Source organism: Mesorhizobium sp. M3A.F.Ca.ET.080.04.2.1, assembly GCF_003952525.1.
Classification (GTDB): Bacteria; Pseudomonadota; Alphaproteobacteria; order Rhizobiales; family Rhizobiaceae; genus Mesorhizobium.
Map to the genome: position 1 here is coordinate 3,750,496 of NZ_CP034451.1, position 15,871 is coordinate 3,766,366.

The 15,871-nt window shown below is 59.2% G+C and carries 10 protein-coding genes and 5 pseudogenes; 8 read left to right on the plus strand and 7 right to left on the minus strand.

What is annotated here, in order from left to right:
- Positions 1-9: 9 nt before the first annotated feature.
- The 3 genes from EJ074_RS17940 to EJ074_RS17950 are packed head-to-tail and all read left to right on the plus strand — an operon-like array spanning position 10 to position 4,588.
- Complete coding sequence (locus EJ074_RS17940; RefSeq protein ID WP_126057628.1) at positions 10-1,467, plus strand: metallophosphoesterase; 1,458 nt, start codon at positions 10-12, stop codon at positions 1,465-1,467.
- 2 nt (positions 1,468-1,469) lie between these two features.
- Positions 1,470-3,536, plus strand: a complete 2,067-nt coding sequence (locus tag EJ074_RS17945) for a hypothetical protein (RefSeq protein WP_126057629.1) — start codon at positions 1,470-1,472, stop codon at positions 3,534-3,536.
- Positions 3,533-4,588 (plus strand): hypothetical protein, encoded by a 1,056-nt coding sequence (locus EJ074_RS17950; protein WP_126057630.1) that lies wholly within the window; start codon positions 3,533-3,535, stop codon positions 4,586-4,588. Before EJ074_RS17945 ends, EJ074_RS17950 begins: the two co-directional genes overlap by 4 nt.
- Positions 4,589-5,194: 606 nt before the next feature.
- Here EJ074_RS17950 and EJ074_RS17955 read toward each other — a convergent pair.
- Both EJ074_RS17955 and EJ074_RS17960 read right to left on the minus strand, forming a co-directional pair.
- Complete coding sequence (locus tag EJ074_RS17955; RefSeq protein WP_024504268.1) at positions 5,195-6,253, minus strand: class I SAM-dependent methyltransferase; 1,059 nt, start codon at positions 6,251-6,253, stop codon at positions 5,195-5,197.
- Positions 6,254-6,310: 57 nt separating this feature from the next.
- Positions 6,311-6,531: pseudogene (locus EJ074_RS17960) on the minus strand (insulinase family protein); the annotation flags it as partial.
- A gap of 1,054 nt (positions 6,532-7,585) precedes the next feature.
- Here EJ074_RS17960 and EJ074_RS30265 point away from each other — a divergent pair.
- Entirely contained in the window at positions 7,586-7,951 is a 366-nt protein-coding gene (locus EJ074_RS30265; protein WP_245454714.1) for an extracellular solute-binding protein, read from the plus strand.
- Positions 7,952-8,415: 464 nt separating this feature from the next.
- On the opposite strand, the gene EJ074_RS17970 is transcribed toward EJ074_RS30265, so the two are convergent.
- The 3 genes and pseudogenes from EJ074_RS17970 to EJ074_RS30270 form a co-directional block, all read right to left on the minus strand.
- Positions 8,416-9,870, minus strand: a complete 1,455-nt coding sequence (locus EJ074_RS17970; RefSeq protein WP_024504270.1) for a glutamate synthase subunit beta — start codon at positions 9,868-9,870, stop codon at positions 8,416-8,418.
- A gap of 41 nt (positions 9,871-9,911) precedes the next feature.
- A pseudogene (locus EJ074_RS17975) lies at positions 9,912-10,075 on the minus strand (thioredoxin domain-containing protein); the annotation flags it as partial.
- Between the two features lie 275 nt (positions 10,076-10,350).
- Positions 10,351-10,536 (minus strand): annotated as a pseudogene (locus tag EJ074_RS30270) (pyridoxal-phosphate dependent enzyme); the annotation flags it as partial.
- Between EJ074_RS30270 and EJ074_RS17985 the strand changes: the two are divergent.
- On the plus strand, positions 10,451-11,404 hold the full coding sequence (locus tag EJ074_RS17985) for a TauD/TfdA family dioxygenase (protein ID WP_024504271.1): 954 nt from the start codon (positions 10,451-10,453) through the stop codon (positions 11,402-11,404). The pseudogene EJ074_RS30270 and the gene EJ074_RS17985 overlap by 86 nt on opposite strands.
- Before the next feature lie 594 nt (positions 11,405-11,998).
- Here EJ074_RS17985 and EJ074_RS29745 read toward each other — a convergent pair.
- Entirely contained in the window at positions 11,999-12,268 is a 270-nt protein-coding gene (locus tag EJ074_RS29745; protein WP_024504272.1) for a hypothetical protein, read from the minus strand.
- Positions 12,269-13,261: 993 nt separating this feature from the next.
- Between EJ074_RS29745 and EJ074_RS17995 the strand changes: the two are divergent.
- A pseudogene (locus EJ074_RS17995) lies at positions 13,262-13,408 on the plus strand (multicopper oxidase domain-containing protein); the annotation flags it as partial.
- A 104-nt stretch (positions 13,409-13,512) separates the two neighbouring features.
- On the opposite strand, the pseudogene EJ074_RS30275 reads toward EJ074_RS17995, so the two are convergent.
- Positions 13,513-13,641: pseudogene (locus tag EJ074_RS30275) on the minus strand (LysR family transcriptional regulator); the annotation flags it as partial.
- A gap of 370 nt (positions 13,642-14,011) precedes the next feature.
- Here EJ074_RS30275 and EJ074_RS18000 point away from each other — a divergent pair.
- Together EJ074_RS18000 and EJ074_RS18005 are read left to right on the plus strand one after the other, a co-directional pair.
- Positions 14,012-14,293, plus strand: coding sequence for an acyl carrier protein (locus EJ074_RS18000; RefSeq protein ID WP_029356603.1), 282 nt, complete (start codon positions 14,012-14,014; stop codon positions 14,291-14,293).
- Positions 14,294-15,502, plus strand: a complete 1,209-nt coding sequence (locus EJ074_RS18005) for a beta-ketoacyl-[acyl-carrier-protein] synthase family protein (RefSeq protein WP_126057631.1) — start codon at positions 14,294-14,296, stop codon at positions 15,500-15,502.
- Positions 15,503-15,871 lie beyond the last annotated feature (369 nt).

A 15,871-nucleotide genomic window follows, 5' to 3' on the forward strand; every position in this document is an offset into this window, starting at 1 on the left:
AATTGCGTCGTGCCTCTCCATTACCAACAAAAAGATAAACGCGCTTTCCAGGCGATGCGGTCGGATGATCGTTTCGCGCTTGGCAAAAGCGAACGGATTAGTCTATGGCTCTCGGCGGGGGGGCGAGTTATGCGACGGGTGCGAATCCTTCAAGTAGGCGATATTCACTATCCGGATTGGCATCCTTCCTCTAGCAACATCGATGCCAAGGATAGCAAGTTCGCTCCGAAAATAACGCAGAAGCTACGCGCGTCTTCGCTGCGTGCCGTCTTGACGAAGCTTCGGCGGCTGACGACTTCGAAGCCCTTGGATTCGATCGCCTTCATGGGGGATTTCACGAGCCGTGGCGACAAGACTTTCATTGCTTCGGCATTCCAGCATTTCACGTTGCTCTGCCGCGCACAGGGGCGCAGTTCAAAGGCGCTTCCGTTGATATTCGTACCGGGAAATCACGATGTGAACCGTGATGACGCGCGCGAACTTGGACCGACTGAGAAATTCAGCGAAATGGCGAGTTTAGCCGCCCGCTTGGGTTGGCAGACCGTTCCCGTGGACCAACCCGTGCACTTCAGACTTCCGACAGGATCCGCAGGCGCAAACTTCATCCTCGTCAACACAGCGATAGGCAGTTGGGAGCTTCAGAACCTTCCCGCGTTCCTTCGTGATCGTCTCGAGGCACTCGGTCCTTCTACAGAACCTGTAGATCTCGGCTCGCCGGACACCTCGGGACATTCGCCCGCGACACCTCCCAGCGATCCAGACAAGGAGGCGTCCGACGACGAGTATTACGGTCAGATGGACACGCCATACATCTCGCGTGAGATGCTTGCAGGCCTACAGGAATTGCTCCAGCAGCCCGACATGCGTTACGGCATCATGATCGGCCATCACAATCTGCTGCCACAAAAGACTCCGCGCATTACGCCATACGCGGAGATGCTCAACAGCGGATTTGTCAGAACTCAGCTGCTGCAGGGCAACAAGCCTATCGTCTACCTGCATGGACACATACATGCCGATCCGGTCGAGATCGTCAACGATCCAAGGTTTCCGGACGGCAAATTGATCTGCATCTCAGCACCAGAGATACAGTCAGGTTTCAATGAGCTCGTCTTCTTCACGACCGATCAGGGAGAGCTCGTCGGCATCCGACTTATACCCTACCGCACCAATGTCGCCGACGGGACGGTCATGGAAGGCGAACATTGCTTCATCTCGACTATGTCCAACGGCAAGGCCTTTCTGAACAACGACACGTTTGACCTGATGCGCCGACTGCGCGACCATGCCACCAGGCGCGGGAATGGGTTACTCTTCTGGGACGAGATCACTGAGATTGCCGCCTCCGCCGAGCTCGGGCTAGATTTGGAAGACTCTCTTCTGATGCTCCAAGCGGCGCGCTTCGTCGAGATAGACGGCCTCACGAAGGCAAACTCGGCTTGGCGCATTAAGGTAAGGGACGAATAGAGATGGAGAATCCGTTCGGCCCCAACAGGATCGAGTACGAAAGTCGCCCGATACTGTGGTTCAGTCAGAAGTCGGCCTTGATTTCTGCCGCCGCCAAGCCGGTCTTCGTCGCAGGGACGAGAGGCAGCGGCAAGACCAGTATTCTTCGCTCGCTTTCCACAGTTCATATCCTCGAAGACAAAAGTCTCGCGGACCAAGTCGGCAAGCTCGGCTGGTATGGCGTCTTCTTCCAGCTCAATGAGACATTTTCGCCCCTAATCGACAACGCGGTTCTGAACCTCATTCCGGAGCGGATACGCTTCGACACGGCCGCCGTGATCCCGCGGCAATTCGTAATCTTCTCTCACTATCTGGAGCTGAAGATAGTCGAACGCCTGCTCGAGAGCATCAGCCAGCTCAGACGCGACAGCCACTTGAAATACCGGGCCTCTGAAGATAGGGACGTCGCCTTGGCACTGCATCGCGAAGTGCTGCACTTCATACCCCAACCTGCCCGTCTCGACTTCTTCAGCATAGATGAGCTGCGGGGTGGGATAACCCGGTACGTCGACGAATGCTTCAACGCGTTCTTCTTTGCCGCCGATGAGGGAGCGACCGGCTTCAGAGCGACAGACCCTGGCGCGATCATTAACAAGGTCGCGACCGCGATCACCCCACTTTTAAATGGCCCATCTTTCGCCGGTGACAGGGCGCCCTTCTTCAAGATCCTGATTGACGACTGTGAGGCACTGACACCGCTCCAACAGCAGTTCCTGAACACCTTGGTGAGGAAGACGCGCGGCAATGTGAAATGGGTCCTCGCCTACATCGGCGGCCTTTACGACACGATCCGGACGATCATACCCGGCCAGTCGCTCTCGAATGCTGACCGGGACGTCGAGAATCTTGATTCAGTCGATCCGAGGGAGTTCGCCACGCTGTGCGAGAACGTGTCGTCGCTTCGGCTCTACTATGCGCTTCCTGACCATCTGCGGAGTGATCTCAAGCGCAACGATGCGCTCAGCGCGTTTTCGCTCAAAAACCGGCTGGGGCGGCTTTCCGTCAATGACATCATCGAGCGGGTTATCATATCGGGTCATTCCGAGGGCAGAGAAGAGCTTGTGGCACTCGCTGATGCAGCACGTGAATTCCTCTCCGTGAATTTGAGGACGGCGGATCAGCAGCAATTCCTTCTTGATCGAAAAGCGCGCCCTTATGCCGAAGGGCTGGCGCTCGCGCTCATGAACCCGGAAATCAAGCGCCGGCCCATGAGCAAGGCGGATGCTTCAAATCTGAAGAGGTCGATCGCCCGGAAACAGGGATGGGCTTTTCTGAAAGCGTGCCAGATGCTGCGTCTGCATGACTACCCGTACGTAGGGCACCAGATCATCACATCATTGAGCGACGTCTGTATACGCGATTTCCTTGATATAATGGGAGAGATCTTCCGCCGCAGTGTTCCGAGTTCCAGTGATCCACGAAAACTGGTGGAATTCATCAACTCGGATTTACAGATTCATCTCGAACAGCAGAGACAGGCTGTGAACGCCGCCTCTCAACGGAAGCTTGATGGACTTCAGGCGCTTTCACATCCGTACGAAGAAGAGAGCGTGCGCATGGTGCGGGCGTTGGGTTACCTGACCGCTCGCCTCCAGACAGAGTTTGCCGAAGAAAATGCTCTAGGAACGACAGAGAGAGGCATTTTCAGGGTTGATCTAAAGGAAATGCGCTCGCTGGTGAACCGACTGGAGCAACCCAGCGGAAAACTGGACGAGGTCCTGCGTCGGGCGGAAAGGGATGGGTTTATCCGGGAGGTCTCCGCCGCCGGCAACTTTGAGGTGGACCGCGCCGACCCCGCATCGAAGGAGATGCTGATCAGATTGCATCGGCGATTTGCACCTTACTTCGGGTTCTCCTATCGCGGCCCGTACGAAATCAACACAATCCCTGCGGCGCAGATGGTCGACCTGCTTTTTACCAGGCATCGGCTCCCAGAAGACTGGGCCGACTCGGTGTTTAAGGAGCTCGTCGCGCGGCCCGCACTCAAGACCGAATTCCAGCACTCGCTTTTCGAGAGCGATCTCGAATGACCGCTTCAACTGTCGAGTATCGAGTCTTCGGCCATCTGGCCGTCACTGAGAAGGCGAGAGATGCAGGTACCTGCGAAACGATGGAGGCAGATATCGCGATCGTCGCGCTTGGATGGGAAACGCGTTTCGCCGCGTTCGAAAACCATCTTGACCTGAAGGTCGGCAAAATCGTGGTTCTGGACTTTGCTCTGAAGGAAGCGAACGTCCCAGCCGTCGAAGAAAACCGGCGAAAGCTCATCGCTATGGGTACCCGATGGGGCGTCGAAGTGACTGCGATCACCCTCGAGCCTTCCATCGAGTATCAGAAGAACATCAATCTCCTCGATCACCTGCTCACTCAGATGGCCGCTTCATGTGGCTCATACGAAGGAAGCCTGCGGAAGGTTTTCGTCGAGTGCTCGACGATGCCGCGAATCTACATCCAATGGCTGATTGCGGTGGCATTCAAGAAAATGTCGATTCAGTCTCTCGAATTCGGGTACGCCGAAGGTATCTACGGGAACGCGATCGGCAAAGAGGATTTTTCCAGCGGCTTGGACCGATACGTCACCGTCCCTCATCTTCAAGGCAGCGGAGGAATGGGCGAAGAGAAAGTCCTGCTCGTGGGGATCGGAGGAGATGCCGACGTATTCTACGGATTGATCGATATCGTCAGTCCGGAACGGATCTCGCTCCTCGTCCCAAGAAGCGAGAAGAATGCGCATATCGATGCTTTGCTCGATCAACAGGTGGCCAAGGTACGTGAAACCCACCGGCTCGAAGATGGCGAAGTTCGCGACATCCAGGCTTTCGGGCTGATGGCCCACCTCGATGCTTTCGAGACGTATCTCGACGGGTTCGGCTCGCGTGCGGTGGTGAACGTTTTTGTCAGCGGCCCGAAGGTTCAGGCCATCGCTGCTGCCGTGCTCGCCTGCTCCGACAGCCGCGTCCATCTCAAGGCACGAATTCCCACCTCCTATGCCCATCGTGAAGTCTCAGCGAATGGGCGGTATCATATCTATAGGCTGATTGACCTGACATCCCCTGCCTGCAGCCTTCCCGGGACGTTCTGACACGATCTTGCATTCGAGTAGCATCATGGTCCCAGTAGCCGTTCCGCCAAGCCTTCAGCGCATGTTCGTGTCGCCCGATCCGGTCGATGGGGGACTAATTCCCACTTAGAAGCTGCTCTACATCAGATCAGGGGAAATGCAGACTGGCAGAATTCCATAATTAGCGACTCAAAACATATACTCAGGCGAGACTGTTTAGCATAGAAATAGTGAGCGCTCTCCAATATGTTAGGCTCTGTCGCAGTAGCGCAACAAGCTCAGTCTTTGGATGGGTGGTATGAGGATGAGACGACTGAATGTGTACAGGCTCAGTCATTTTATCGAGGCTCTCGTTTTTGTCGTAAGCGCGTTCGGTGCGACGTGGCTTACCAGCTTTGTGAACGCGCCATGGTGGGCATATGTGATTATAGCGGCCATCACTATGGGCATGTTCGTAGCCGTGCGTCGGGTCCTTTCTGAGCCGCAACGTATGGGACTCTTGGCACACAACTCGGCAGCGACCTCTGCGTGAACCCAGGCGCCTTGAAAATGTCCCCGATGCGTCCGGATTTTTGGCGGTGATCTTCAATCAAATGCGATGAGCTGCAATTTCTGGCGACGGCCACGCTAAGGGCGGGCCTCCAGCACCATGTTGAACGGTGTCTCCGCGGCGCGACGCAATCGCTTGAAGCCGCCGCCGGTCACAACCTTGCGCAGCCTCGCCTCACCGGCCTGGGCTCCAAGCGCGAGCCCGACTTCCTGCGACACGGATGCGGGCGTGCACACGAAAGTGGAAGCGGCATAGTAAACGCGGCCGACGGGATTGAGGTTCGCCGCCAGATGATCATGCGCGAACGGCTCGACGATCATCCACGTGCCGTCCGGCTTGAGCGATCCGTGGACATGGGTGGCGGCGCCCGTCGGGTCGCCCATGTCGTGAAGGCAATCGAAGAATGTGACGAGGTCATACGTTCCGGGATAGCTCTTGGCGGCCGCCACGTCGAACCGCGTGTTAACGCCGACGCCGGCTACCTCGGCCGCCTTGCGGGCGCGCTCAATCGAGGGGGCATGATAGTCGAAGCCGACGAAGCGCGAATTGGGGAAGGCCTGTGCCATGAGCACGGTCGATGCACCATGACCGCATCCAACATCCGCGACGTCCACGCCGCGTTCGAGCTTCTCGACGACGCCCTCCAAGGCCGGCAGCCAGGAGTCGATCAGATTGGCATTGTAGCCTGGACGGAAGAACCGTTCCGTACCGCGAAACAGACACGCGCTATGATCGTGCCACCCGACGCCCTTGCCGGACTGGAATGCCTGCCTCACCTTTTCTTCATCGAGCCACAGCGCGGACAGGAACTCGAATGCGCCTGCCATGAAGGCCGGGCTGTCTTCATCAGCGAACACCAGCTCTTGCTCGGCGTTGAGATAGAATTTGTCGCTCGCTTCATCGTAGTCGACGTAACCCGCCGCCGCCTGCCCGGAAAGCCATTCCCTTACGAGGCGTTCCTGGGTGCCGGTGCGTGTCGAAAGTTCGGCGGCCGTCATCTTGCCGCCTTCGCGCAATGCCTTAAACAGGCCGAGTCTGTCCCCCAGCAGGACTCCCGCGCCCGTTGCGATCGCACCGAGATCGCCGACCATTTTCCCCAAGAATGCGTCCAACTTTTCCTGATTCGCTTCAGACATCTGAATCTCCCTTTGGGTTCAATCTCTCCAGGCGACGGAGCCGTGCTCGTCATGAGGCGCCTTGAGCATCAGATGCTCGAAGACATGCAGATATCCCCGGCGGCTCATCCGCGCTGCCGATCCTGCACCAGACCATATCGGTGACGAGCGGCGCGGTGGTCGGGAATGACAGCCACCTCCATGCCGTTGAAAAGCAGGAAATCCGTCACTTTGCCCTCGTCGGTAACCGGCGGAGCCGGAGTGGTCGTCACCAGGGCAAGCCCTGTTGCAGCAGGTATCCTTGGGCAGCCTGTCAGAACATCGATGACTCCGGTTGTGGTGCCGGGGCGGGCGATCAGGGGCCAAGTGATTGTTCCGCGGCGGCTGTATGTTGTGGTAAGGTGATCATGCGAACTCTTGTTGGTCGGTCACGTGTTTTGCGGATGACCCGCATGTACTGTGCCAAATGAGAAAACCATTCAAACGCAATCCAGTAGATCTGACTGTATCCGACATTGTCGGAATTTGGACATCGCCGAACGCGAAGCGCTCGGGGCTTGTGACGATACTTGAGCGTGCTGCTTCGGAGGAGGGATGCGCCTCGAACCGGCCGCGAGGCCTTTTTCTGGCAACGGATATTCCGGCCGGGTTAGGCCGCGAGGAAAGCGACGGTGAATAAGAGGTAGAGGACCAACCGTTTTGAGCGGGTAGTTGCCGTGTTGCGCCCCCAGGCAAAGGCCAGCACCACGGAGCAGTATTTCTGGTGGCGATACTACATCGCCTTTAAGTGCCGGTTACCCGTTTTTACCCAGTTGGCCTGGTGCATTCAGAGCGAGGTCGTTGGAAACCGCTTATTGTGGCTATGAGCAAACTCGGGATGGAGGAGTGGACCCAAAAATTGGCAAAATGCCCCAGGGAGGATTACATGGGTCGCTCATTCCCCGTACTCGTTACAGGTGCGCGTCGCTACGCAAACAGCTTGCTTTTGACTTGGCGTTTCTTGCCGTTTCGGCATCGCTCACTAATTCGGCCGCTGCCGACACCGTGAACTGGCGTCAATTCGAAGGGACCAGCATAACTTGGGCCTACGACATCCACCCCTATGCGGATGCTCTCGCTGCGCAACTTTCCGGAGTTCGAGAAGCTGACCCGGCATCAAGGTCACGCCGGAACTCTACCCAGACGATTCTTACTGGAACAAGATGACGATCCAACTGACGACGAAGTCGCCAGCATGGGATGTGTTCGGCACTGGCATTCAGCCCGCGTAGGACCTCGCTCCGAGTGGCGCCTGCTGGACAAATACCTGAGTGATCCGAAGCTTACCGATGCTGGATACGACTACATTCGGACATGATCAAGAAGTGCGCGGCTCCTTCCTTCGCCAATGATAACTGGAACCAGGTCGTGGACGGCATCTCGTCCGGCCGCACCGCGATGACGATCGACTCAAAAATGTTCGGCTTCTGGAACGATGTTGCGGGGAAGCCGGCATCCGGCAAGATCGCCTTCGCTCCGCCGCTGCACGCACCGAGCGCCACGAGCTTGGATTCTGACATCTGGATCTGGGCTCTCGCCATGAACGCGGCTTCCGAAAAGAAGGGCACGGCCTGGCTGTTCATCCCGTGGGCCACCTCCAAGCAGGTGGCGCTCAAGGGTGCCCTTGCTGGCCAGCTCGTCAATCCGCCGCGCACGTCGACCTGGCAGGACGATACCTAGACTAAGTACGCTTCGCAGCCCGAGTTCAACAACTTCGTTGACAGCTTCAAAAAGATACAGGATCAAGCCGCGCTGGCTTTCACACCGCGTGTCGGCTTCGGCGAAGCCATGAACGCATGGGCCGTGGCGATGCAGAAGATGGCAAACGGCGATGACGTCGAGACGACGTTGAGGGCGCTTGCCGAAGAAATCCGCACTGGCCTCTGATCAAAAGGAACAGGGCAGTACTATTGCACTGCCCTGTTCCCGCCAACGGCGGAGATCACGCCGTGTCACCCCAAGCACTTAAACCCAGCGCTGCTTCGCCCGGCCGCGCCGACGATTTTTCTTGGCCGCCAAGGCGGCAGCCTGCGGCCGGGGCCACAACCGAAACGACCACGGCGATCAGTCCGTAAGCTGCCCGGGGCAGCGGAAGGGCGGAAAGCGCCTTCAGGTGGCCGCACAAGTAGGGTCTCGAGACGGACTCAGCGCGGCAGCACGCTCGATCCCATCAGCGCCTCATCGATGGCGCGCGCCGCCTGGCGGCCCTCGCGGATCGCCCAGACGACCAGCGACTGGCCGCGCCGCACGTCGCCCGCCGCATAGAGCTTTTCGACGCTGGTCCTGTAGTCCCGGTCATTGGCCTCGACATTCTTCGAGCGGCGGCTGTCAATGGCGATCTTCATCTGGCCGGCCAGTTCCGACACCGGCCCGCGAGCGGCTGGCCCGGCAAAGCCGATGGCGATGAACGCGAGATCGGCACGAATGACGAATTCGCTGCCGGCGATCGGCTTGCGCTTTTCGTCGACCTCGCAGCATTTGACCCCGGTCAGCTGGCCGTCTTCGCCGATGAACTCGAGCGTCGCCACCTGAAACTCGCGCTCGGCGCCTTCGGCCTGCGAGGACGAGGTGCGCATCTTGGTCGCCCAGTAGGGCCAGACCGAAAGCTTGTCTTCCTTTTCCGGCGGCTGCGGACGGATGTCGAGCTGGGTGACGCGGACCGCGCCCTGGCGGAAGGCGGTGCCGACGCAGTCGGACGCGGTATCGCCGCCGCCGACGACGACCACATGCTGGCCGCCGGCGAGGATCGGATGCGACGGCCACGCCACCGACTGGATCGGTTCGCCGCCGACACGCCTGTTCTGCTGCACCAGATAGGGCATCGCGTCATGCACGCCGCCGAGATCGTCGCCGGGAATGCCGGCCGCGCGCGGCGTTTCGGAACCGCCGCAATAAAGCACCGCGTCATGTTCGGCGAGCAGCTCGGCAACCGGCTTGTCGACGCCGACATTGACGCCGCAATGGAAGGTGACGCCCTCGCCCTGCATCTGCTCGATGCGCCGGTCGATATAGTGCTTCTCGATCTTGAAGTCGGGAATGCCGTAACGCATCAGCCCGCCGGGCCGGCTCTCGCGCTCATAGACATGGACGTCGTGGCCGGCGCGGCCGAGCTGCTGGGCAGCCGACATGCCGGCCGGGCCGGAGCCGATGACGGCGACGCGCTTGCCGGTCTTCTTCTCCGGCGGATAGGGCCTGATATGGCCGGTCTCGTAAGCCTTGTCGGCGATCGCCTGCTCGACCGTCTTGATGGCGACGGGAATGTCCTCGAGGTTCAGCGTGCAGGCTTCCTCGCAAGGTGCGGGGCAGATGCGGCCGGTGAATTCCGGGAAATTGTTGGTCGAATGCAGGTTGCGGATCGCATTGTCCCAGTCGCCATTGTAGACGAGGTCGTTCCAGTCCGGGATCTGGTTGTGGATGGGACAGCCCGTTGGCCCGTGGCAGAACGGAATGCCGCAATCCATGCAGCGCGCGGCCTGTTTCTCGACCTCCTTGTCCGACATCGGCAGCGTGAATTCACGGAAATGCCGGATGCGGTCGGAGGCCGGCTGGTACTTGTGCACCTGCCGGTCGATTTCGAGAAAGCCTGTTACCTTGCCCATAGTCCAGCTCCTGCTGTCCAGATGGCGCGCCTGGCGACGCCCTGCAGCTGGATCAGATGGGGCATCCCGTCCACACATGGGCCGCACCAAGTTGCCCAAAATTCGACTATGTACACTTGCCGGGCTCAAAGCTCGTGAGGGGCTCGCCATGCAGCCAGTTCTCGACTCTAATCGAAGGAGCCGGGGACTCCATCTGCAATACCACGTTGCGGTCCAAAGCTATTTCCAAAGGTTTCTGCACGAGCTGGTTTCCTCTCAGAGACGGCACACGGGTTCAGGGAGGAGCGCATCGCTCGTCTTGCCCCATTAAGTGCAGTCACAGTCACTCAGTCTCAAAAGCCATGCCAACGCGCTCAGCGCGCAGTTAGCGCCCATTGCTTCGAAAAACCTCGTCAGTGCCCAGATGTTGGTTGTAATGAACCTGACATTTGTCTGACGCTGTCAGCTTTTGGACACGCGATCACGCGCTTCGTGCCGCCAGGCCAGGCCGAGCCCTGTGTTGCCAGCGGTCGCTTCGATGATTGTACCGCCCGGCGCGAGCTGGCCACGCTGTTCGGCATTAACGATCATCGACAACGCAATGCGATCCTTGATCGATCCGCCGGGATTTTGGCTTTCGAGCTTGACGAAGAGAATTCCTGACTCCGACGTTGTACCGCTGACCAGCCGTGTTGGAGCTGAAATCAGAGGAGTTCGCCTTGGTGGAGACCTTTCGGACGCAGCGATAGCAGCCATCAACCAGCTTCTTCTAAAACACAAGGTGATCTTCTTCCGCGGCCAGGAGCATCTCGACGATGCGGAGCAGGAATTGTTCGCGCGGCGTCTGGGTAACCTTGTACCTCATCCCACGCAGGGGCCGGCAGCCGGCACGGCCTCAATCCTCAATCTCGATTCCGGCCGTGGCGGTGGCAGGGCAGACCAGTGGCATACCGATGTGACTTTCGTCGATGCCTATCCGAAATTCTCGGTCCTACGTGGCGTCGTCATTCCGGCGGCGGGGGGCGACACGATCTGGTCCAACACGCACGCCGCGTACGAGAATCTGCCGGCGCCGCTCAAAATATTGGCGGACAATCTGTGGGCTATTCATAGCAATGCCTACGACTACGCAGCCGTGCGCCCGCGCGCCACAGCCGAAGAGAAGAAGCACTTCGAGGAAGTTTTCACATCGACGATCTACGAGACCGAGCATCCGGTCGTGCGCGTCCATCCGGAAACCGGGGAGAAGTCGCTGCTGCTCGGCAATTTCGTGCAGCGCCTCGTCGGCCTTTCCAAGAGCGATTCCGCCAAACTCTACGAGGTGTTCCAGTCCTACGTCACTGCCCCGGAAAATACCGTGCGGTGGCGCTGGCAAGTAGGCGACGTCGCTATCTGGGACAACCGTGCTAACCAGCATTATGCGGTCAACGACTATGGCGACCAGCACCGGGTTGTGCGTCGCGCTACGGTTGACGGTGACGTTCCGATCGGCGTCGACGGTCGCCGCAGTATAACCCATGTCAAGGCAGCCAAGCCGGCGGCGAAGGCAGCCTGACCGTCTGAACAGGGTAAAGATGAAAACTTCGTATCGCCGCGGCCATATCGCGCTGCTTAACCGCCCCACAAAGCCTTATGATTTCCGAGAAGCAAGGCGAGTTGCGGGCTCGAGGCTTGGCCCGAAATCGAGGTCCTGCAGCGTGGCGCATGGCTCGAGTCGCTGCTCGTGGCCCCGCTGCAGCGGTACAGGTCCCCCACCGCCCCACCATCTCGCCCGCCCTGCACCTCGGATAGCGATCATTCACCGTTTGTTCATTATGATAGCGCACGATCATAACTGGACATGCTGGTAGCTCGTACATGCCTGAAGGCCCTGCGCGCCGACCCAGCGCCGGGGCCTTTTTACTTCCGCAAAATCGATTCCAGCAACGCGGGCACTTCGCAGGATGTCGGAATCCCGCGCTTGCGATGATACGCCGTACAGCGAATTGCGCGAGTCAAACGAATTTGGGTTTCTCAAATATAGAATCGTCGATACCGATCCTGATGGATCGAGCCTCGACGACGAAGTCAACCATCTTCAAACGGAATTATTCAACATTGCCGAGAGCTCCCGGTGTGCCGTCGAAGCCGACATTGGGGAGGTCAGCGGTCACCAACGATCATGGTGATCGCCAGCATCTTTCGTATTCACATAACCGTCGGCCTTGTACTTTCCCGAGGCCATGACATGAGTGGGTCTTCCAAGCACCGATTTGGCCCGGTAGGATTTGCAGGGGGCGCGGACAAGCGGATGAACAAACGGAATGATGCCGGAAAACTGCGCGCGCCTGCTGGGATTTAGCCGACCGTCGATAGGAACATAGCCCTGGTCGACGGCTTTCTGAAGGGCAAGAGTTTCGCCGACCTGGCTCAGGAACATGGCTTGTCGACAACGAGGGTGCGCCAAATCATCGAGAAGGCCGATCGGCTCGTGGGCGGCGCATTCAGACCAAGACTGAAACGTCCAACGCCTCGCCTCGGTCCGATTTCATGGTCGACTATCCCTATGTGTGCAAATGGCCGAGAAGCACCGGCTGGGTAGCGTCACGCCGCATCATTCTTTGCGGAGCTGGAGCGCGCGGGATCGCTGGAGCGGCTGGTGAAAGCGGTTGCCGGGGCGCACAACACGTGAGCTGGCGCCTCGTGTGGCAAAAGGAGAGGGCGAGAGCCCATGGCCTGCAATGAAGCGATCAAGCATTGCGATCGTGGAACCAAGCTAGTCGACCATCCGGACCGCGGCCTTCAATGCCAGCTCGCCTTGGAATCGGCCTTCCAGGAATTGGCTGAGCGCGCAGCGGAATCCGGCTGGACCGAGGAGATAGCCACGCGCTCCTCGAACTCGCCGGCGCGCGCCTCAGGAGCGACTCCGCCAATGACAGACTGAGAGGACGATTAATCGTGCCAGGGCAACGAGAGAGCGGCAGGTTCAAGAAGCTTCGCCTGAACCGATAGGAACGTCGCTGCGCCAATAAAATTGGCGGTGAAGGCTGACCGCGGCCGAGTCGGGCAAGCGAGCGAAGTGCTGAAATAAGGGCGTGAGAATCCAAGACATCGTTTGTAGAGAGCATCGAGCTTCGCGAGATTGTGGTACAGGATCGACCGCAGGTGTTCTCGCAGCGCTCGCAGAACCCGGGATTCTTCCGCGGCACCCGCCAAGGCGAAGAACGGTCAGAGTTGCACGATAACGTTTAAAAGCGAGCCTTCCTCCGAAAGTCTGCGCGCGCAGTTCCACGGTCCGATGCGCTTTCATAGCTATTCCAATCGCCGCGCCCATCCTCTCCCGGATCAGGTCCAGCGGGTCTGCAGTGCATGCGCCCCCAAAGTGGACGCCATTGGGCCGGGTGAACCGGGCTCGATTGCGCGCCGAAGGCCCGTTCCAGGCCCGGAAATCCGGGTCCGTCAGGGCGAGCGCGTGCGGGTCGAGGTAGAGAACGGCCTTGCCGAGAAAACGACCGTGCACTGGCATCGCGTGCGTGTGCCACATGCCATGGATGGCGTGCCTCACCTCACGCAGAAGCCCGCGAAAAGGCAACGGAAGATCTAGCATTTATGGGGGAAATGTTTTTTCGGAGTGCTTGACCCGCAGGAAGGGCAGGGCATGACTGCCTATCGCCCGACCCGGCCGGCCGCACTCATGACCGGCTGGGCTCGGTTAATCCTGCATGCCGCGCCCATGAGGTTGCGCTCTGTCGGGAGTGCGTCGAGCACAACGACGAGATGTAGTTCACGATCTTTGAAACGCGTGTCAACCATCCAAAGTGTGGATGCCTTTCATCGAAACAAACGATTTCATCAATGTTCTGGAATCCTGCATGGGCAGAACAGAAACCGCCCGAAAGGAGATTTTTCATGCGCTCTACCGGGCAGTGGAGTGCTGGGAAAGGGAGTTGCAACTGACCGGGTCCGACTTCTTCCGAGTCTATGGACAGACTGGGAGACGCGCACGGTGTAGCGGCTCACATCGTCATACTGCACCTACGCCACACACCGGCCGGACCTGATCCGGCTTTATGAGCATTGGGCTTTGTCAGTTGCCCAAGCGTGATGGCTTTCGCGACGCGGCGCGCCTCAGGAACTGAGCCGCGTCCAGGTCGAAACGCGGGAAAGAAAGACAGGAAACAGAATGGCCGATCAATTCGCAACGGACGTCATTGCCCTGATCAAGAAACGCGCCGAGTCGGAGAGCGGTGAGGGAATGCCTGCGTCATTCGTCGGCGAGATAACAATCGCCACGGAACTGGACGCGCTCGGGTTTGATTCGCTGGGTTTGGCGGACGTCCTCTGGGATGTGGAGCAGGCCTACGGCATCAAGATCGACATGAACACGGCCGATGCCTGGTCCAATCTCAAGAATGTCGGCGACGTCGTGGAAGCCGTCCGCGGCTTGCTTGCGAAGGAGGCTTGAATGGACAGGCGCGTCGTTATCACCGGAGTGGGCGGCCTGTGCGGACTGGGCACCGACGCCGCCTCTATGTGGAAAGAGATGCGCGAAGGCCGCTCCGCCATCGGCCCGATCGCCAATTCCGAGCTTCATGACCTGGAGGGCATGACCGGCGCTGAGATCAAGGCGCTGCCCCAGCACGACATCAACCGGGGGCATCTCATCTCCATGGACCGCTTCAGCTTGCTCGCCGTGCTTGCAGCGCGCGAAGCCATGCGGCAGGCCGGACTTTCCTGGGACGAGGGGAATGCCCATCGCTTCGGCGCGACAGTGGGCGTCGGATTTACCGGTTCATACGCAACAGAACAAACTTACCGCTCACTGCTTTTGGGTAGCGCAATCCGTGCTGAACTCTTCACTGGAGTAAAGGTGATGCCCAGCGCCGCTTCCGTCCATCTTAGCTTGAGCCTCGGCTTGCGCGGGCCGGTCTTCGGGGTGACCTCCGCATGTGCCTCGGCCAACCATGCGATCGCCTCGGCGGTGGACCAGATCAAGCTGGGCCGGGCCGACGTAATGGTTTCCGGAGGCAGCGACGCACCCTTCGCATGGGGCGTGCTGAAAGCATGGGAAGCAATGCGCGTGCTTTCACCCGATACCTGCCGGCCCTTCTCCGCCGATAGGAAGGGCCTGGTGCTGGGCGAGGGTGCGGGCATGGCCGTGCTGGAAAGCTACGAGCATGCCACGAGGCGTGGTGCCACAATTCTTGCCGAGATCGCCGGCGTCGGCCTTTCCGCCGATGCCTTCCACATTGCCGCGCCATCTGTCGAGGGGCCAGCGTCGGCGATGCGCGCCTGCCTTGCCGATGCCGGGCTGAATGCCGAGGACGTCGACTACCTCAACGCGCACGGCACCGGTACCAAAAGCAATGATCAGACTGAAACGGCGGCGATCAAGCGTGTGTTTGGAAACCACGCTTATTTGATGTCCATCTCTTCCACCAAGTCCACGCACGCGCATTGCCTCGGCGCAGCGAGCGCGCTTGAAATGATCGCCTGCGTGATGGCAATCCAAGAGGACGTCGTGCCGCCGACCGCCAACTATCGCGAGCCAGATCCCGCTTGCGACCTCGACATCACACCCAATGTGCCGCGCGAGCGCAAGGTGCGCGTCGCCATGAGCAACGCCTTCGCCATGGGCGGTACGAACGCAGTTCTGGCATTCAGGCAGGTGTAGAAGCCATGCAAGACGCCTCATTTGAGGTCACCTGTCGTATCTAGCTGCTTGCCGGACCACTATGTGAAGCGAGCGCTATTGGCTGCCTCTGCGATGCGGGAATTGGCAGCGGACGTCTCACGATCAAACAGGCATCTGCTTGTAGAATTCTTTTAATCGTGAAGCGGCGCGAGTGCGCTATCCGTTGAGGTGAGCAAGGCCGGCGCCCTGGGTGAGCGCTGGTGTCGGGTGGTGGAAAGTACAGGGGGAGCTGTGTGGCCCCCTCTTTCTCGGCCTCGACGATGTGCGAAGGAGCCTGTGCGGCGAACGGGCCGACGCCCCAGGCTCAGAACCTGGGCGAACCTAACTCCCGCCAAAGGACAGCCCAGA